General features: G+C 32.1%; 18 protein-coding genes and 4 tRNA genes. 17 read left to right on the top strand and 5 right to left on the bottom strand.

Annotated elements, in window-relative coordinates; genetic code table 11:
• Positions 1–85: 85 nt before the first annotated feature.
• The 6 genes from AC1RPY_RS07375 to nrdG all read left to right on the top strand — a co-directional run bounded on the left by AC1RPY_RS07375 (position 86) and on the right by nrdG (position 3,606).
• Positions 86–159, top strand: a tRNA-Trp gene (locus AC1RPY_RS07375).
• Positions 160–171: 12 nt separating this feature from the next.
• Positions 172–244: transfer RNA gene (locus tag AC1RPY_RS07380), tRNA-His, on the top strand.
• Positions 245–277: 33 nt separating this feature from the next.
• Positions 278–348, top strand: a tRNA-Cys gene (locus tag AC1RPY_RS07385).
• Between the two features lie 12 nt (positions 349–360).
• Positions 361–444, top strand: a tRNA-Leu gene (locus tag AC1RPY_RS07390).
• Between the two features lie 422 nt (positions 445–866).
• The gene (nrdD, locus tag AC1RPY_RS07395; RefSeq protein WP_481761980.1) at positions 867–3,041 is read left to right on the top strand and encodes an anaerobic ribonucleoside-triphosphate reductase; all 2,175 of its coding nucleotides are present in this window, start codon (positions 867–869) and stop codon (positions 3,039–3,041) included.
• Positions 3,016–3,606, top strand: coding sequence for an anaerobic ribonucleoside-triphosphate reductase activating protein (nrdG, locus tag AC1RPY_RS07400; protein WP_481761979.1), 591 nt, complete (start codon positions 3,016–3,018; stop codon positions 3,604–3,606). Before nrdD ends, nrdG begins: the two co-directional genes overlap by 26 nt.
• Positions 3,607–3,653: 47 nt before the next feature.
• Here the strand turns inward: nrdG and AC1RPY_RS07405 are convergent, their stop codons facing one another.
• The 3 genes from AC1RPY_RS07405 to AC1RPY_RS07415 are packed head-to-tail and all read right to left on the bottom strand — an operon-like array spanning position 3,654 to position 5,953.
• Positions 3,654–4,211, bottom strand: a complete 558-nt coding sequence (locus tag AC1RPY_RS07405; RefSeq protein ID WP_481761978.1) for a M15 family metallopeptidase — start codon at positions 4,209–4,211, stop codon at positions 3,654–3,656.
• An 11-nt stretch (positions 4,212–4,222) separates the two neighbouring features.
• Complete coding sequence (locus AC1RPY_RS07410) at positions 4,223–5,269, bottom strand: sensor histidine kinase (RefSeq protein WP_481761977.1); 1,047 nt, start codon at positions 5,267–5,269, stop codon at positions 4,223–4,225.
• 9 nt (positions 5,270–5,278) lie between these two features.
• The gene (locus tag AC1RPY_RS07415) at positions 5,279–5,953 is read right to left on the bottom strand and encodes a response regulator transcription factor (protein ID WP_481761976.1); all 675 of its coding nucleotides are present in this window, start codon (positions 5,951–5,953) and stop codon (positions 5,279–5,281) included.
• Positions 5,954–6,093: 140 nt separating this feature from the next.
• Here AC1RPY_RS07415 and AC1RPY_RS07420 point away from each other — a divergent pair, with 140 nt between their 5' ends.
• Both AC1RPY_RS07420 and AC1RPY_RS07425 read left to right on the top strand, forming a co-directional pair.
• The gene (locus tag AC1RPY_RS07420; protein WP_481761983.1) at positions 6,094–6,849 is read left to right on the top strand and encodes an ABC transporter ATP-binding protein; all 756 of its coding nucleotides are present in this window, start codon (positions 6,094–6,096) and stop codon (positions 6,847–6,849) included.
• Positions 6,846–8,882: an ABC transporter permease gene (locus AC1RPY_RS07425; RefSeq protein ID WP_481761975.1), complete on the top strand. Its 2,037-nt coding sequence runs from the start codon at positions 6,846–6,848 to the stop codon at positions 8,880–8,882. Before AC1RPY_RS07420 ends, AC1RPY_RS07425 begins: the two co-directional genes overlap by 4 nt.
• Positions 8,883–9,062: 180 nt before the next feature.
• On the opposite strand, the gene AC1RPY_RS07430 is transcribed toward AC1RPY_RS07425, so the two are convergent.
• A complete protein-coding gene (locus AC1RPY_RS07430) occupies positions 9,063–9,572 on the bottom strand; it encodes an antibiotic biosynthesis monooxygenase (RefSeq protein WP_481761974.1) in 510 nt (169 codons plus the stop codon).
• Between the two features lie 91 nt (positions 9,573–9,663).
• Here AC1RPY_RS07430 and AC1RPY_RS07435 point away from each other — a divergent pair, with 91 nt between their 5' ends.
• The 5 genes from AC1RPY_RS07435 (at position 9,664) to pepF (ending at position 15,125) form a co-directional block, all read left to right on the top strand.
• On the top strand, positions 9,664–10,401 hold the full coding sequence (locus AC1RPY_RS07435) for an MBL fold metallo-hydrolase (RefSeq protein ID WP_481761973.1): 738 nt from the start codon (positions 9,664–9,666) through the stop codon (positions 10,399–10,401).
• A gap of 405 nt (positions 10,402–10,806) precedes the next feature.
• Positions 10,807–11,205: a transcriptional regulator SpxA gene (gene spxA, locus AC1RPY_RS07440; RefSeq protein ID WP_481761972.1), complete on the top strand. Its 399-nt coding sequence runs from the start codon at positions 10,807–10,809 to the stop codon at positions 11,203–11,205.
• Positions 11,206–11,372: 167 nt separating this feature from the next.
• On the top strand, positions 11,373–12,047 hold the full coding sequence (locus AC1RPY_RS07445) for an adaptor protein MecA (RefSeq protein WP_481761971.1): 675 nt from the start codon (positions 11,373–11,375) through the stop codon (positions 12,045–12,047).
• 66 nt (positions 12,048–12,113) lie between these two features.
• Positions 12,114–13,256 (top strand): competence protein CoiA, encoded by a 1,143-nt coding sequence (locus tag AC1RPY_RS07450; RefSeq protein ID WP_481761970.1) that lies wholly within the window; start codon positions 12,114–12,116, stop codon positions 13,254–13,256.
• A 48-nt stretch (positions 13,257–13,304) separates the two neighbouring features.
• Positions 13,305–15,125: an oligoendopeptidase F gene (pepF, locus tag AC1RPY_RS07455; RefSeq protein WP_481761969.1), complete on the top strand. Its 1,821-nt coding sequence runs from the start codon at positions 13,305–13,307 to the stop codon at positions 15,123–15,125.
• Between the two features lie 44 nt (positions 15,126–15,169).
• Here pepF and AC1RPY_RS07460 read toward each other — a convergent pair whose 3' ends face one another.
• Positions 15,170–15,787, bottom strand: coding sequence for a DsbA family protein (locus AC1RPY_RS07460; RefSeq protein ID WP_481761968.1), 618 nt, complete (start codon positions 15,785–15,787; stop codon positions 15,170–15,172).
• A 252-nt stretch (positions 15,788–16,039) separates the two neighbouring features.
• On the opposite strand from AC1RPY_RS07460, the gene yjbM reads away from it, so the two are divergent.
• From yjbM to mgtE, 4 genes are read left to right on the top strand one after another with little or no spacing between them, the layout of a single operon-like run.
• On the top strand, positions 16,040–16,669 hold the full coding sequence (yjbM, locus tag AC1RPY_RS07465; RefSeq protein ID WP_481761967.1) for a GTP diphosphokinase: 630 nt from the start codon (positions 16,040–16,042) through the stop codon (positions 16,667–16,669).
• Positions 16,670–16,708: 39 nt separating this feature from the next.
• A complete protein-coding gene (locus AC1RPY_RS07470; RefSeq protein WP_481761966.1) occupies positions 16,709–17,512 on the top strand; it encodes an NAD kinase in 804 nt (267 codons plus the stop codon).
• A complete protein-coding gene (locus tag AC1RPY_RS07475; RefSeq protein ID WP_481761982.1) occupies positions 17,502–18,395 on the top strand; it encodes an RluA family pseudouridine synthase in 894 nt (297 codons plus the stop codon). The genes AC1RPY_RS07470 and AC1RPY_RS07475 overlap by 11 nt, the downstream gene beginning before the upstream one ends.
• 17 nt (positions 18,396–18,412) lie before the next feature.
• A complete protein-coding gene (gene mgtE / locus AC1RPY_RS07480; protein WP_481761981.1) occupies positions 18,413–19,780 on the top strand; it encodes a magnesium transporter in 1,368 nt (455 codons plus the stop codon).
• Positions 19,781–19,898 lie beyond the last annotated feature (118 nt).

Genomic DNA, 19,898 nt, shown 5'->3' on the forward strand with positions numbered 1-19,898 from the left:
GAGTAGCGAAGAGGCTAAACGCGGCGGACTGTAAATCCGCTCCTTCGGGTTCGGTGGTTCGAATCCACTCTCTTCCATTTTTTATAGGGGTATAGTTTAAAGGTAGAACTACGGTCTCCAAAACCGTCAGTGTGGGTTCAATTCCTACTACCCCTGCCATTTTTTGTTTTGGCGATATTGGCGAAGTGGTTAACGCACCGGATTGTGGCTCCGGCACGCGTGGGTTCGATTCCCACATGTCGCCTTTTATAAGGTTATATCAAGTAATAATTAATATGGCGGTATAGCCAAGTGGTAAGGCAGAGGTCTGCAAAACCTTCATCACCGGTTCAAATCCGGTTACCGCCTTACACGAGTTATGCCGGTGTGGCGGAATTGGCAGACGCGCTGGACTCAAAATCCAGTTCCAGCAATGGAGTATCGGTTCGACCCCGATCACCGGTATTATTAAGTATTATAGAGAGTATTAGAAAACATGAAAGCCCATTGATTGGGCTTTTTTTGTACGCTAAATTATGAAGAATAATACGAAATTATAGAAAGTTGAGCTTTTGTTGAACTTTTTTGGCTCTTCGTCAACTGTTGTTGGTGGATAATAGTATGAAAATTCTAATCACTTAATAATTAGAGTTTTTTTGGTATAAATTTTTAAGTGTATAAAATATTCTGGTATTGAAATCATATAATAATTTTTTAACTGATATATATACGTCTAACTTTTTAATTACATTTCAAACATCTTGATAGTAAATCATAGTGTACAACAATATATAGATAGTATATATTGTTGTACACTATATATTGTTGTTTTTAAGAGGATAATCAAGTAACATATATTTATTGCTGTAAGAAAAGGAAGGTCACTTATGAAAAAAGTAGAGGTAAAGTTAGATATGCAAGTGCCTGACATATTTGAAAAGCGTGATGGTCGAAAAGTTGATTTTGCATTACGTAAAGTTTTAAGTAGTACTTTGCGTCGATTAAATAGTAAAAAAAATCAAGAAAGCTATCAGGAATTACTATTACATAAATTAAGTAATTATCAAAAAATTAATGCCCAAACGATGTATGGCTTAGTTATAGCTACATATCGTGAATTAGGCTACCGTGATGCATTGGATAGCTTTCAGGAATATAGAATAAATGATGAAAAATTGTGGAAAGAGCAAACTGATCCAGCTGGTCGTTTGGATAAATTATTAAATAAAGATGATACAATTGTTCATGAAAATGCTAATAAGGATAGCAATGTATTCAATACACAACGTGATTTGACGGCTGGGACAGTGGGTAAAACTTTGGGATTAAAATTAATGCCTGAATCACTAGCTAAAGCACATTTACGTGGTTCAATTCATTATCATGATTTAGATTACACACCCTGGAGTCCTATGACTAACTGCTGTCTGATTGATTTTAAAGAGATGTTAACAAATGGATTTAAAATAGGAAATGCTGAAGTTGAAAGTCCTCATTCAATTCAGACCGCAACTGCGCAAATGGCACAAATTATTGCTAATGTAGCCTCAAGTCAGTATGGTGGTTGTTCTGCAGATAGGGTGGATGAGTTACTAGCGCCATTTGCTGAATTAAATTATAAGAAGCATTTAATAGATGCAAAAGTATGGATTGGGAATCCAATAAAACAGATAGAATTTGCTAAACTTAAAACAAGCAAAGATATTTATGATGCCATGCAAGGATTAGAGTATGAAATCAATACTTTATTCTCTTCGCAAGGACAGACGCCGTTTACTACGTTAGGTTTTGGGTTGGGTGAAAGTTGGATTGAACGAGAAATTCAAATCTCAATTTTAAAAATTAGAATAAAAGGATTAGGTCGTGAGCATCGTACGGCAATATTTCCTAAATTAGTATTTACAATAAAAAAGGATTTAAACTTTAAACATGGGGACCCTAACTACGATATTAAGGCCTTAGCTGTTGATTGTGCTACGAAGAGAATGTACCCTGACATATTAATGTATGACAAGATAAAAGAGCTTACGGGCAGTTTCAAGGTACCTATGGGCTGTCGTAGCTTTCTGCAAGGATGGAAAGATAAAAATGGTAATGAAGTCAATTCTGGGCGTATGAATTTAGGCGTTGTTACAGTTAATTTACCACGAATTGCTTTGGAATCCGAAGGTAATATTGATTTATTTTGGGATATCTTTAAAGAGAGGATGCAGGTTTGTAAAGAGGCATTAGTCTTTAAAGTTAACCGTGTCAAGGAAGCTATCCCAGAGAATGCACCCATTCTATATCAACATGGTGCTTTTGGCGAAAGGTTAAAAGCAGACGGAGATGTTGATGATTTATTCAAGAATCGTCGCGCTACGGTCTCATTAGGTTATATTGGACTATATGAAGTTGGAACTGTTTTTTTTGGACCTAATTGGGAAAAAAATGAAAAGGCGCATAATTTTACGATTGACATCGTTAAACGCCTCAAGGAGTATTGTACAGATTGGTCAGATGAATACGATTATCATTTTAGTGTTTATTCAACTCCTAGTGAATCCTTAACAGATCGTTTCTGTGTATTAGACACTGAAAAATTTGGTGAAATTAAAGATGTTACAGAAAAGGAATATTATACAAATAGTTTTCATTATGACGTTAGGAAAAATCCAACTCCGTTTGAAAAATTGTCGTTTGAAATGGAATATCCTAAATATGCATCAGGTGGATTTATTCATTACTGTGAATACCCAAATTTACGTCAAAATCCTAAGGCTTTAGAAGCAGTCTGGGATTGGGCTTATGATAAAATCGGCTATTTAGGAACTAATACCCCTATTGATCATTGTTATAAATGTGGTTTTGATGGTGAATTTAACCCAACTGAACGAGGATTTGAATGCCCTAAATGTCAAAATCATGATCCAAAAACATGTGATGTTGTTAAAAGGACATGTGGATACTTAGGTAATCCACAGCAACGTCCGATGGTTCATGGACGTCATAAAGAAATTGCTTCTCGTGTTAAAAATATGACTTTAGGAATGGTTGATGATGGAACGACAAAAGAGAGTTAAAGCACCACGAAATCCGAAACCTAAAGAATGGATTGCCAGTGAGTTAAGCCAACAGTATATTGCATCTTATAAACCATTTAATTTTGTTGATGGTGAAGGGGTTCGTTGTAGTTTATACGTTAGTGGCTGTTTATTTGCTTGTCCGGGTTGTTATAATAAGGCAGCGCAAAATTTTAGATATGGGACACCATATACAAAAGAGCTTGAAGATCAAATAATAACTGATTTAAGCGAAGACTATTGCCAAGGATTAACTTTATTAGGCGGAGAGCCTTTTGTTAACACGCAGGTTTGTTTAAGCTTAGTGAATCGTATTCATGATACTTATGGATGGACGAAAGATATCTGGTCTTGGACTGGTTATACATGGGATGAATTAATGCTTGAATCTGATGATAAACTTGAATTACTTTCAAAGATTGATATTTTAGTCGACGGTCGATTCGAATTACCAAAAAAAGATTTAACTTTGCAATTTAGAGGTAGCTCAAATCAAAGAATTATTGATGTTCAAAAATCATTAATTGCGGGTGAAGTTATTCTCTGGGATAAATTGTTAAGATAAAAAACTTGTCACAATACCTTGTATGTAAGGTGTTGTGACAAGTTTTTTTAATAATCATTTGGATTCGCGATAAGTGGTGAATAGTCATTCATATCAGAATCTCTATAGTCCCACCATTCTTCAGAATATCCGATAAAACCAGCAGTTATCATAGCGTTATTTAGTATATCGTAATTTATTTGTTGTTGAGGTGTTCGTTTATAATTTCTTCCAGCTCGTTCTGAAAAGTCGTCAAATTCACTTTGCATGTTAAGCTCGTGGCCATCCATATCACAGATAGTTAAATCAAATGTCACGCCTTTTTGATGACTGAAATTAGGATTTGGCTTCGCTACAAAATTAGGATCGGGATAAACGTCAAATAATTTTTTTTGAGCAGAGACTGGTCTGTAGGCGTCCCAAATTTTTAAACGATAGCCTTGAGTTTTGAGTAATTGACTTGCGATACCAAGTTTCTTAGCTGTTCCTGTTCTAGCGATTGCTGTAGAAAAGTCATAAATAATTTGGTTAGTAAAGTTGTCTTTTGTAGCATAGCGTAAATCTACAATAATATTAGGATCAATATCTTTAATATTTGTAAAACCGAGTTCAATTTCTGATAACATGATAGACCCTCCTAGCGAAGAATTTCGCCCATTTCATCATTATAATAAGAAAGTTTAGGAAATATAATTTTAACTGTAGTACCTTCATTTTTTGGAGATTCAATTTCTAATTGGTGACCTAATTTTTGACTTAGTTGATTTGCTAAATAAAGGCCTAATCCGGTTGCATTTTGGTTGAATTGACGCCCGTTATTCCCGGTAAATCCTTTGTCAAAAACGCGAGCTAAATCTGCGTTCGGGATACCAATGCCATTATCTTTAATGGCTAATATCGTTTCTTTTTCAGTATCTTTAAGAGAAATAACGATTTCACCATTATTTGGTGTGTATTTTAATGAATTGGTAATCACTTGATTTAAGATAAAACGTAGCCATTTTGAATCAGTTAGAACGGAAATATCTGTACTGTTAAAAACGAAACGAATATGTTTTGAAAAAAATAAGTTCATATTATCCCGAATGACAAGATTAACTACTTTTTTTAGTGAATCATCTTGAATTAAATAATCATTTGAAAAGCTATCTAAACGAGAATAATAAATCACTTGTTCAACAAAATTTTCAATGTTTTTTAATTCAATTTCAGTTTGCATGACTTGTTTTTCAGATAGCTTGCCATCAGATGTTTCAATTAGTAACTGAATAGCAGCTAAGGGAACTTTAATATCATGAATCCAAGCATTTAAAAAATCCTCTTGTTCTTGTTGTTTAGACAAGATATTATTTATTTGTATTTGATGATTGTTTAATAGGGCATTAACATAACCCTGATATAAACGTTGTTCATTGGAATGTGCACCATTAATAGGAATCAATAAATCTGCTGTTGCTGGATCAATTGGTAATTTAAATTTTTGGTACCATTGATGATTAATCCAGTAACGTGTTACAACAAAAATACTTGATATAATAACTACCAGAATATCTATATATAATAATGTAGATAAAACAATGTTATGGAATGGATCAAACCACAATACAAGATTAATTAAGAGAATAACTAGAAGGAAAAAGATGATTGTTGTAATTCTATCTGAAATGTACTTAAAAAATGTCATTAGTGTCTCCTAAGGGATAAGATAACCTTGTCCTACCTTTGTCTCGATAAAATTGGGTAATCCAGCTTGTGCTATTTTTTTACGAACGCGATTAATATTAACGGTTAACGTATTGTCATCAACAAAATGTTCGTCTTCCCAGAGTTCTCGAAGTAATTTTTCACGGCTAACAATTTTCCCTGTCTGACGCATTAAATATTGCAGTAACTGGTACTCATTTTTTGATAAATCAATAATTTTATCGTTAAATTTTGCAGTTCCATTTTGTAAATTCAAAAAAAGGCCATTATGCTCGAGTGTTTCTGGTCCCATTTCTGCGTAATTGTAAGTGCGTCGTAATAATGCAGAAATTTTTGCAACTAAAACTTCCATTGAGTAAGGTTTATTTACGAAGTCATCGCCACCCATATTCATTGCCATAACCATATCCATATTGGTATTTCGGCTTGAGATAAATATAATTGGTACATTTGATATTTCACGGATTTTTTTACACCAGTAAAAGCCATCAAAATCGGGTAAATTAATGTCTAATAAAACTAAATGTGGTTTTTTTTCAATGAATTCAAGATCAATTTCACTAAAATTATTAATTAAAATAGGGTTGAATCGCCATTTTGCTAGACTATCTGCAGTAATGTTGGCAATTGTTTTATCATCTTCAACAATCATTATACTAAACATATTATCACCTCTTTAAAGTAAGAACTATTTACCCTACAATACCGGTTTTTAGCATTAAATTCAAATAGATAAAAAGCGTAAATAAATATTGGCGTAATTATCCTATATATAGGATAATACTTGGTAATAGGAGAAATGAAATTATGACATTTATTGAAGTAGATCACGTTAAAAAAATTTATGGAATGAAGTTTAATAGATCGACTGCAATTGATAATATTTCGTTTGTAATTGATTCAGGAGAATTTGTTGGTATTATGGGACCATCTGGTGCAGGAAAAACGACGTTATTAAATATGATGTCGACTATTGATAAGCCAACTTTTGGACATGTTAGAATAGATAACCAGGATATAACACAATATAATGAAAAAAAATTGTCTGAGTTTAGAAGACAACAGTTAGGGTTTATTTTTCAAGATTTTAATTTACTTAATTCGTTGACTATCAAGGAAAATATAATTTTGCCCTTAGCATTGGATAAAGTAAATGTAGAAATAATTGAGGCAAAACTTGCTAATATTGCTAATATTTTAAATTTAAATAATATTTTAAAACATTTTCCAAATGAAATTTCAATTGGTCAACAGCAGAGGGTTGCAGTTGCACGAGCTATTATAACGGCACCCAAAATGTTATTCGCAGATGAACCGACAGGAAGTCTAGATTCAAAAGCAGCTACGGAACTATTGAAGTATTTAACAGACGTGAATGAAAAGCAAAAGATGACGCTCATGATGGTAACTCATGATGCATTTACAGCTAGTTATTGTAAAAGAATTATTTTTATTAAAGATGGGAATATCTTTGCCGAAATTAGGCGAGATGGCTCTAGAAAAGAATTTTTCCAAAAAATAATTGATATGCAAGCAGCTATTGGTGGGGGAAAGCAATGAAACCACTAGTGAATATTGTTTTTAAAAGTATTTGGCGCAGTTTATGGGATTATTTAATTTACATTATTGCTAGTGCGATAGCAGTTACAGTTTATTTTTCATTTTTGTCAATGTCAATTAACAAAGAGTTAACACAAAATGCGCGCGTAGAGTTACCAATTTCTGTTACTTTACGTATTAGTAGTTTTTTAATTTTGATTTTTATTGCTTGTTTCATGATGTACACTAATCTTTTTGTGGCGAAACGGCGAGAAAAAGAAATTGCTGTTTACCATCTTCTTGGAGTGAAAAAAAAAGAAATTGCGACAATGCTATTTATTGAAAATTTAATTCTAGGTAATATAGCATTACTGATTGGTTTAGTGGTTGGTGCGATCTTTTCTAAATTATTTGCTATGATTTTGTTGAGGGCTATGTTTATTGTGGCAGATACCAATATTATTATATCTTGGCATAGTTTAATTAGTACAATAGTTATCTTTAACGTTATCTTTTTAATGATGTCAACTGTTAATGCAAGTGTTATTTATCGTAAACAATTAGTTTCATTGTTTAAAAATAGTGATAATGCCAGTGTCGAAAAATTTGGACCATTTAAACGATTTATGGCTATCATTAGTATCTTTTTTATTATTGTACCTTTATTTATGGCAGTAAATTTTGAAAATTTGGGACCTATTTTTAATGTTTGGTTACGTAAAAATGATTATTTTTTAGCAGTATTGATTATTGCAATTATGATTATCTTAGGGACTCTTTTGATTTTTAATTATTTGGTGCCGATAATGATAAGTATGATACAAAAATGGCGACATTTTATGTATCGGGGTGGTAGGCTACTTGCTTTTTCTAATTTAAAAGTCAGTTTAAGACAAAATAAGGTCATCTTAAGTTTAATGACTTTATTAATAATGTTCTCTTTATCTGTATTTATTGGAGTGGCTACGTTGTATTCATATTCCCAAAAAACAATTGATCAAGTGGCACCAGCTCATTTTATTACGGACGATTATCATTTAAAAACTGTAAAAAAAGTATTAAAACAAAACAATTTAATAGTGAAACAGCAAGTAAGTGGACATCTTAAAATTGTACCGATGAAAACAAGTGTTCAATTAAAAGCAAATAATCAAAGTGAAGCTAAAATTGTGCCAATTACAATAATGTCAGAAACAGATTATAATCATGCGCGTAAAATTCAAGATGATTTAGAACCGATTAAGATTAAATCGAATGAGACAGTTATGATTTTACACAAGTTAGCAAGATATCAAATTAATGATGATAACCAGCTCATTCAATTTAAGCAAAAATCAATGAACAAATTAAAGATAAAAACATACTTAAGTACGTTTCCGTATGGTGAAATACATTACATTCAAAATTTGTTAATTGTTAAAGATAGTGTCTACAAACGTGTTGATAGCAACACAAAATATGGACTTACAGCTATTAATATTAAAAATTATCAGGAATTTGCACAATCTAAAAATGATTTCGGACATAAATTAGATAATCAATCTAAAGAACAGACCTATTTGCAGCAGACAGGGACAACATTATCGAATGTCCGTTATAAATTTTCTAATCAAATTAAGTCAAACTACCATTATCGAAATTTGGGTGTGAGAAATCAAGTTGAAAAAAATGTTAACGAATTAGATGGGTTTTATATTTATATAGCATGTTTTATTAGTATTATTTTAGTATTAGCAACTTGTAGTATTTTAATGTTACAACAAATGATAGATCTTAGACAAAATCAAAAAACTTATTCACTAATGCAAAGTCTAGGTGTGACCAAAAAAGAGATTAAGCGAATTATTTATCAGCAAACAGCCAGTTTATTTTTAATTCCGGTTATTTTAGGATCGATAGAAGCAATATTTACTTTTAATATTTATGTCGCATTATTTGATCAACCTAACCTAAATGTTCTCATTTTCTTCTGGGGGACCTTCTATGTGATGTATTTAGGCTTATTTTTAATTACCGTGAGAGTGTTGAATCGGATAATAAATAACAGAGTTTAAGAACGGTTAAATGATTAATAGCCTAAAAGTTAGAAAACTTTTTAGGCTATTTTTTGGTTGGAAATTAAACATTTTTGGGGAATAACTATTGTAAAAAAATAGCTAATTAATGACTTGTTTGAGTCATTAATTAGCTATTAATATCGTTTGTGGAATACGGATTGTTTTTAACTAATTGGATTAATCTTTTATATTAATTAATTCATTAACAGAATACACTGCGTCTATGGGAGTAATTTGAAACTCACTTTCATAGTACTTTAACTGTTTATAATTTGACGTTTTACGCCAATTAATAAAATCAGATTGTTGCTTCCAAATTGTTAAAAAAACATAATTATAACCTTTAGATAAAGACTGTAATGTGTAAAAAGAAATGATACCAGTTGGTTTTGTTTGTTCATTAATAAAAGTTTGTACTTGAGCTAAGTAAACTTTACTTTCTTCATCGCTCAAAGTAATATATTTAAAATGATAAAAACCTTGCCATGAATCCATTCCTACATGATATCGAACACGGAAGTCTAATCCAGAGTAGAAAATAGAATTATCATCTGATGTGTCTAATAAGTAAGAATTATTGTACTTATTAATTGGATTAAGTAGAATAAATGATCGGGATGGATTATTTCGAATTATAGACTTTAAAAAATATTCAGCGCCTAATGCTGTGTTTATATGATTTAACAAAGATACATCTCCCATTTACTTTAATTCATTATTAAGTATAGCCCAAAAAAAGGTATAATAGAGTCAAAAGTAACAGGAAGGACAATTAAAAATGAAGTTGACAATTTTAGGATTCTATGGGGGTTATCCTGCCCATACAGTTGGAACTAGTTCATATTTAATTCAGAGTAATGGTTTTAATTTATTGTTGGACTGTGGAAGTGGAGCAATGCTTAGTCTAGAACCTAAACTAGATTCCTTGAAGTTAGATGCAGTTGTTTTATCACATTATCATCAGGATCATATCGCAGATGTCGGCGTTTTACAGTATAGCTGGCAGATTAACGGTGAACAAGTGAAGCAACCACTTCCTATTTATGGGCCATCTATTGATCAAGAAGCATTAGCAAAATTAACTTGGGCAAATGCGACAATTGGAATAGGATATAAGAATAAAGAAGTTATAGACATTGGGCCTTTTACTTTTGAATTTTTAGAAACAATTCACCCAGTGCCTACATATGCTATGAGAATAACGGAACGGGCAACTGGGAAGGTCTTTGTTTTTACAGCTGATACGGCGTATGACGAAAAATTAAATGAAATTAGTCAAAATGCAGATATATTAATGACCGATACAAACTTTTTTGATGATAAAATTGGCAAAAAATGGCATATGACATCTACCGAGTCTGGAAAGTTTGCTCGTTTAAATAATGCTAAAAGATTAATTTTAACGCATTTACCAGCAAATGGTTCCCACGAATTATTAAAAGAACAAGCTGAATTATCAGCTGGCAATAATATCGATATAATACTCGCAAAAAAATATTTAGAACTAATTTTGTAATCGGATACATATTGTTAAATTTTTTTAACAATATGTATCTTTTTTTTGAAAAATAAAATAATGATAAGATTGTTGCAAATAAACGATTAAGTGCGTGTTACGTACTTTTAGTAAGTATATATCGAGTGTAAAGTATATTAAATAATTGAGATAGCAAATTATTTTTCATTCAATAAATAATAATAACTATAAAATATATGTAATATCATACTCGAAATATAAAAAACAATATCAAAAATGATGTCATTTAATCATTTAATAATGAACACAAATGAATTAAATGTATTATTAGTAAAAATATTAATTAGTAAATTTTTTTAATAAAATGGTAGTAATTTGTTTGATAATAAGTTACAATTGTTTTATAGGAATTGATAAATTTTTTATTAAAAGGAGAGAGCGCATATGGTAACTTTATATACTTCACCAAGTTGTACATCTTGTCGAAAAGCACGTGCATGGCTTAAGGAAAATAATATTCCATTCCAAGAACGTAATATTTTTTCTGAGCCTCTCAACATTGATGAAATTAAAACAATTTTGCAAATGACTGAAAATGGAACAGAAGAAGTTATTTCTAAACGCTCAAAAGTTTATCAGGAACTAGATATGGACTTAGACGATTTACCACTTCAAGAATTATTCTCATTAATTCAAGATAATCCTGGTTTATTACGTCGTCCTATTATTCTAGATGAAAAACGATTACAGGTTGGATATAACGAAGACGAAATTCGTCGCTTCTTACCAAGGGATGTACGTGCTTTAGAATTACAAAAGGCACAATTACTTGCTGGATTTTAATTAATTTAAAATTAAATAATATTGAAACATTAGTTTTTAATAAGGTAACATGGTAAAATTCAGGAAGACGCATTCCTGAATTTTTTTTATTTAGTTTAAACTACTTTACAAATAGTAAATTTTAGATAGAATTAAGGTCAAGTTATCAGAAAGATGGGTGATTAGTAATGAAAATGGAAAAAATAAATGAAAATACAATTCGTGTTTTAGTTGAAGATGAAGATTTATCTAAAAGAGGTATTACTGTTTTAGATTTATTAGGTAATAGAACTCAAATTGAAGATTTCTTTTATAGTATTTTACGCGAAGTAGACACGGAACATGAATTTGAAAATAATGAAGCAGTTACCTTCCAGGTATTACCTAATCGAGATGGCTTGGAGTTATTTATCAGTCGTGGAAAGCCAGACGAGACGCAAAATCCGAAAGAAATAAACATTTCTGATTTATCTGAGAATGATGATCTAGGAAGCTTTATAAAAGATAGATTAGCTGAGCTTGAAGACAGTGACAATGACTCACAAGATACTGTTGGATCGGGTTATAAAAAATCTGCTCAAACAAGAATGTTTGAATTTGGGGACTTCGAAGATTTTATTCAATTAGCTAAAATTTTTAGACCAACAAATACACAAAGCAATTTATTTAAAGTCCAAAATAAATATTTTTTAGAACTAATTTTTGATAAAGATAATACAACAAAAGAAACAATCGAAAATGATATAGCTGTCGCATTAGAGTATGCACAGGTTGTCTCATCGACAGGACCATTTATGGAAGAACGTGGTAAAAAGATTATGTCATCTGACGCACTCTCTGAGGCAAGAAGATACTTTAAATAAACAAACTAATCGAAAAAGGTTAGTTTGTTTTTTTGCGTATTTAAATTGTAACAAGGGGTAATTTGAATGATATTTGCAAAACAAGAACACGTAGATGAGTTGGTATGCGCAATAAATTTTAAGCAAAACAATAAATATTTTTGTCCTGGTTGCGGAGAGCGTGTTGTCTTTAAAGAAGGCCCGCAAAAACAAGCTCATTTTGCTCATTTTAAAAAGTCATGTCATTTTTTTTCAGAAGGTGAAACGAAAATACATGTCACAGGGAAAAATTTAATTAAAATGTGGGCAGAAAAAAGACATAAAAGAGCAGATATTGAGCAATATTTGCCTAAACTAAAGCAACGACCGGATGTTTTAATAAATTTAAAAAATAGCCAGTTAGTCGTAGAGTACCAATGCAGTCCGTTGACGCTAAAAGATTTTAACAAAAGGACTGACGGTTATAAACAAAATGGGTATCGTATTTTTTGGATTCTAGGGATGAAACATCGTTTAAATAAAAAATTAACACAACAACAAGCAATGTTTATAAATTTCCATAAAAATATTGGTTATTTCTTAGTATTTATCGATACTGAGCGACAGTGTTTAATTTTAAATTATGAATTATGGTTTGAAAATTTATATGGTATTCGTTACTGCACAAAAGTATTTAATGATGTAACAGACTTAATGGTATTTATCAAAAATAATTGTAGGAATAAAACTTTGAATTTGTCACCAGCAGACTTGTTCCGTCAATTGACTAAGTTAGAGAAAAATTGTTATTATTTGAATCATTATTTAAAGCAACAGATTGATTTTTGCTACATGCAGCGATATTATTTTATGGGATTTCCGATATATTGCTTGAGTCAGACGCGTCTTCCGCCAATCTATCGACATGATGACTTTTTTTGGAGAATTCGAGTTATTTTAGATTTGCAAAAATATACCACTGATGTTATTTCGAAAAAAGAGCTTGAGTTATTATTTAACCTGCAACAAAAAATCACAAAAACTCTTTTTGAAATGCCACTTGTTGGTCATCTAGCAATTAAACAAGTTAATAATGCATATATTAAGGGTTTAATTAAAAATCATATTTTAATACCAATTAAAGAATCCGAAAATTATCGAATTGACAATCAGATTGTATGGTCCAGTGATATATCGCTAAAAATGGAAAATTTACAGTTGAGGCATACATTTATTTCAAATTTTGATTAAAAATATGTTATCTTATAGGAGTAAATAAACGATATTCGGAGGCTTTTTATGACAGTAGCTAAGCAATTACCAAAGCGTGAAGAGGTACCAGAAAATTTAACGTGGGATGTAGAAAAAATATATGGTTCAGATTCATTATTTGAAGAGGATTACAAAAAAATTGAAGAATCTGTAGTAACTATCGCTAACTTTAAAGGTACATTGAGTCAAGATAGTACAACAATGTTACGTGGATTAGAAGCTATTTTGGCGCTTGAACGGATGCTCGAAAAAGTATACGTGTATGCGAATTTAAAAAATGATCAAGATACAGAAAATTCAACATATCAAGCTTTAAATTCAAGGGCTGGCGCCTTGGCAGCTAAGGTATCGGCTGCTATTTCTTGGTTTGAACCTGAAATTATTGCGATACCAGAGGATACTTTAAAGCAATTTATGTCTGATAATCCTGATTTAAAAGGCTATCGTCATTTTTTTGATAGTTTATTATTGGAGAAGGATCATGTCCTTTCGCATGCTGAAGAAACGCTCTTAGCTGGAGCAGGGGATATATTTAGCGCCTCTTCTAAAACGTTTGAAATACTGAACAATGCTGATTTGAAATTTCCAGTTGTTCAAGACGAACAAGGTAATGATGTTCAATTATCACAAGGTATTTATGGGGTCCTTCTAGAATCAACTTCTAGAAGTGTTAGAGAACAGGCCTTTAAAAAATTATATGAAGTCTATGGTCAATTTCAAAACACACTAGCTTCAACACTTTCAAGCCATGTTAAAGTTCATAACTATAGTGCACAAGTTCGACATTATAAAAGTGCCAGAGATGCGTCATTATCAAATAATCAGATACCTGAAGTTGTCTACAATACACTAATTGAGCAGGTTAATAAGAATTTACCGTTGTTACACCGTTATGTTGCATTACGTAAGAAAATTTTAAAAGTTGAAAAATTACATTCATACGATTTATATACACCAATAACAGGCGAACCCGCACTAAGTTACACGTATGATGAAGCGAAAAGTGAGGCATTAAAAGCCTTAGATAAAATGGGACCTGATTATCTAAGTCATGTTCAAGAGGCATTTGATAACCGTTGGATTGATGTTGTTGAAAATCAAGGTAAAAGAAGTGGTGCCTATTCATCAGGTATGTATGATACAGCACCATATATGTTATTAAACTGGCAAAATAATGTAAATAATCTTTATACATTGGTACATGAAATGGGACATAGTATTCATAGTTACTATACGCATCATAATCAGCCTTATTTGTATGGTGATTATCCAATTTTTTTAGCAGAAATTGCGTCAACAACTAATGAAAATACGTTAACACATTATTTATTAAAGACTCAAACAGATCCTAAGGTTAGGGCATTTTTACTTAATTATTATTTAGACGGGTTTAAAGGAACTATCTTCCGTCAAACACAATTTGCAGAATTTGAACATTGGATTCATGAGGAAGACGCGGTTGGAAACCCACTAACGGCTGATAAACTGTCTAAATACTATGCTGATTTAAATCAAAAATATTATGGAGAGAGTTTAGAACGTGATCCAGAAATTGCAATGGAATGGTCAAGAATTCCGCATTTTTATTATAATTATTATGTCTATCAATATGCAACAGGGTTTGCTGCTGCAACCACTTTATCTGAGGGAATCACTAGTGGAAAACCTGATGCATTAGAAAACTATTTGAATTATTTGAAAGCTGGGAGTTCAGATTTTCCAGTTGATGTCATGAAAAAAGCAGGTGTAGATATGACTAAGTCAGCATATCTAGTTAACGCATTTGCTGTATTTGAAGCAAGATTGAATGAATTAGAGGCATTATTACCTCAAATCTTAGAGAAATAAAAAATACGTAACTTAGTTAAAAAACTAAGCTACGTATTTTTATTTTATAAAACGTATAGTTGGTTTTGAGGGTTAATTGCTTGATGTAAGTCATTTTGAATATTAAAATCACCAGCACAAACTTTCGAAATATCTACTAAATCAGCATCTGGGAAGGATACACCACAGTCTAGACCATCAATATTATTAATGACGATTGTGGGATGCATTGTAACGTTCATATCATTGGCAATTTTTTGATCATTTTTAAATGATTTTTTTGCTAACACTGAATGTCTATCTTCATTAAACATTTCCCAGTTTAAGTTAACTTCTTTAGCAACTCGTTGAATGAGCTCTTCTGAGTAACAAGTGCTATCTTGAACTAAAGCCGCTTGAATTGCCATTAAGAAATCACGTCCACGTTTTTTTCCTTGAAAAAGAGCTGCTTTATAATCTAAAGCGGCTTGGTAAATTGACCCAGATAACACATTTCGAAGCGCTAAGTTACGTGTATCAAGATTTTTTTCAATCATGACATTGTGCACTGTTTGGATGTTTAACATGGGTACAAATTGGAATGAGATTTTTTGGGGAGATAGACGAATAAAGTCTAAAACCTTTTGTTCAGATTTGAAGCATTTTGTACCTAATGGGTTGACAAATAAATAAATTTCTAGCAAGAGTACTCCTCCAATTATAGTGATTAGATTTAAAATCGTGTGGGGTTTGATTTCATTTCTGTTTTAATAACTATTACCACTTTACCAAATTTTTTTTTTTTTTCAATTATTAACACTTAATTAATAACAGATATTATTAAAATTACTTGTTTTTTGAAAGATTTGGTAACATTGTGAGGTTAATTCGGAACTGAATCACTAATTTATGCTAAAATGAGATGAGTAAATTGAATAATAGAATAGAGTGATAAAATGGTAGAAGATTGGAAATATTTCTTTAGACCCTATGAACAGGCCGTTTCAGAAATGAAAATAAAAATGCGTGGTTTAAGAAAACAGTTCACGGGTATTGGTCAACATTCGCCAATTGAATTTGTGACAAGTCGGGTTAAATCAGTTGATAGTATTTTAGAGAAAATTGAACGACGTCAAATTTCTGAAGAACGTTTAGAAACTGACATGCAAGATATTGCGGGTATTCGCATTATGTGCCAATTTGTTGATGATATTTATCAGGTTGTTGACTTATTACGTTCTCGAAATGATATGACCGTTGTAGAAGAACGTGACTACATTACTAATAAAAAAGCGAGCGGTTATCGCTCATATCATATTGTACTTAAGTACCCGGTTCAAATGATAAATGGAGAAAAAAATGTACTTGTTGAAATTCAAATTCGCACGTTAGCTATGAATTTTTGGGCAACGATTGAGCACTCTTTAAATTATAAATATCAAGGAGAATTTCCTAGCCAATTAAATGCACGGCTCGAACGGGCAGCAGAGGCTGCGTTTAAATTAGACACTGAAATGTCCGAAATTAGAGAAGAGATTCAAGAAGCGCAGCATTTATTTTATGGTAAGGGTTTAAACAAAAAATAAACATTAGGTATCATGGGCGTCAGGAAAAGAGGGTTACGAATGAAAGTTGCTATTTTCGAAAATGATGGGGAAAAATCGCAAAAAGTTGGTAAAGAACTGTATCAAAAACTAACGGATGCACATATCGTAATTGATAATAGTCATCCTGAAATTGTGATTACGGTTGGTGGGGATGGAACTTTGCTTTCTGCTTTCAAACATTACCAAGATAACCTTGAAAACATTAGATTTGTTGGCGTACATACAGGGCATTTAGGTTTTTATACGGATTGGCGAGATGATGAAATTTCAGATTTAGTTACTAGTCTCCAATCAGATAATAAACAATCAATTAATTATCCATTATTAGATGTTAAAGTTGATTATTTTGATGCAGAATCAGAAAGATTTCTTGCATTAAATGAATCAACCTTAAAAAGGATTAACAATACAATGGTAACGGATGTTTATATTGGTGATCAGTTATTTGAAAAGTTTCGTGGAGATGGTTTGTGCATTTCTACGCCTACTGGATCTACTGCCTATAATAAATCGGTTGGTGGAGCGGTTATTCATCCCGAACTCGAGTCAATACAAATGGCAGAAATTGCGTCTATTAACAATCGTGTGTTTAGGACGCTAAGCTCACCAGTTATTGTGGCTTCAAATGATTGGATTACACTGAAACCAACACAAAGCAGTGACTTTGTTTTTAGTATAGACCAAGAAATCTATCATAATCGGCAAATTAAGGCAATTAAATATAAAATAGCGAAGGAACACATTTGTTTTGCCAAATATCGACATAATAATTTCTGGAAACGTGTAAATGAGGCGTTTATTGGTAGTGATTATGCAGATTGATTGGCAGTATACAGGGACGTCTCCTCAAAAAGTGAAGACTTTTCTGAAAAATGAAGGTGTATCTAGGCGATTACTTGCAACGCTTAAGTATTGTGGTGGTAAGCTATTAGTCAACGATAACGAGCAGTGGGCAATTGACTTCATTCAAACAAATGATAAAGTGAGTATTGTTCTACCAGCTGAGAAAAATAAAAATGAATTAAAAAAATCGTTTGTACCAATTGATATCGTTTTTGAAGATCGCGATTTTTTAATTATTAATAAACCAGCACATGTTGCCTCAATTCCTTCATATTTACATCCGGAGGATACCTTGATTAATCGTGTCGCAGGCTATTATCAAAATCGACATTTAAATGATTTTATTCCACATATTGCGACGCGACTTGATCGTGATACGAGTGGGTTAGTATTGTTTGCTAAACATCGATTTGCTCACGCTTTATTGGATCAACAGTTACAAAATCATCTAATTAAAAAGTACTATACAGCATTTGTCGAAGGACAGATTGAAACTCCGCATGGGACAATTGATGAGCCAATTATGCGTGATCCAGAATCATTCATTAAGAGGCAGGTTGGCCATGGGGAAGGTAGTCAAGTAGCTTTAACTGAGTATTGGTTAGAGAAATCTGTAAAAGGTATTAGTCAATATAAAATCCAATTACATACGGGGAGAACACATCAAATTCGTGTTCATTTTGCATCCACAGGGCATCCCTTAGTTGGTGATACATTGTATGGTGGGCATATAATTATGCCAATGCAACGCCAAGCGCTACACTGTAGTGAAATTGAGTTTTATCAACCATTTACACATGAACAGATAAATGTTCAGAGTCACCTTGCATCGGATATGCAAAAATTTATAAATAAAAAATAAACGAGGTATTCATCATGGTGGATACAGAAAAATATAACCAAATAAAAACTGAAGAAATTATTGATTCGCTTGAAAAGAATCAACAATATAATTTTCACAATGAATTTACAGATTTGCATGTTTATGAGCAAGCTGAGATTTTTTCAGTGCTTAATAAAGAGCAACGCCAAAAGGTGTATCAGTACCTGACGCCTAAGGAATTGAGTGACACATTTGATGCCGCTGAAGATGATCCGGAAGATGTTGTTAAATATTTTGATGAAATGTCTCTAAAGTATGTGGCTGAGTTATTAGATAATATGTACACTGATAATGAGGTTGACCTGTTGGGACAACTGGATCAGCATAAATTAGCGAGATATTTAGGTCTGATGGATAAAGATAAGGCCTATGAAATAAAAAGTCTGCTGCATTATGAAGATAAGACAGCTGGTGCTATTATGTCAACTGATTTTGCCTCAATAACCTCAGATCAAACAGTGAGTTCTGCAATGCGTACTTTAAGAGAAGAAGCAAGTGATGCGGAAACAATTTACTATGATTATGTTATTAATAATGATCAGCGTTTGATGGGGATTGTAACATTACGTAATTTATTAATGAGTAATGAGAAGGCGTTAATTGGAGATATCATGACGACACCAGTTATGTCTGTTAAAGCTGATGACGATCAAGCAGACGTTGCCAAGATGATTCGGGATTATAACTTTTTAGCAATGCCAGTTACAAATTATGATGAACAATTAATTGGTGTGATTACTGTTGATGATATTATTGATGTTATTGATGAAGAATCGGCTGAGGATTACTCTGGTTTGGCCGGTGTCGATACTGAAGATCAAACAGAAAATCCATTTAAAGCAGCATCAAAACGTTTGCCATGGTTGATAACGTTATTATTTTTAGGTATGTCAACGGCAAGTTTAGTTAGTCATTTTGAAGGGTTACTGAGTGAAGCAAGTATTTTAGCTGTCTTCATTTCATTGATTACAGGAACGGCCGGTAATGCCGGAACACAAAGTTTAGCTGTTGCTGTTCGACGCCTAGCTGTAAAAGATGACAATGAACAAAGTGTGCTTAGACTAATTATAAGTGAAGTTTTCACTGGATTAGTAATTGGGGTTGTAACGGGTATTTCCGTCACTTTAATTGTCGGACTCTGGAAGGGTAACTTTGTTCTCGGGATGGTGATAGGACTTGCAATGATGTGCGCTATTACGGTGGCAAATTTAGCGGGTAGTTTTATACCAATTTTAATGGATAAAATTGGTGTTGATCCAGCAGTTGCATCAGGGCCATTTATTTCGACATTGAGTGATTTAACTTCTGTGTTAATTTATTTTAGTATTGCACAAGTATTCTTAAAATTTTTTATTGCGACTTAAAGAAAAACTTAAAAAGGTTCCAACAACTTCAGATTGAGTGATGTAATAATCCCTTTATGGTTGTCAGATGAAATAATATAATTTCATCCGATAATCATGGAGGGATTTTTGTATGTCC

The organism is Dellaglioa sp. CoH-56-MRSF-12 (assembly GCF_056782075.1).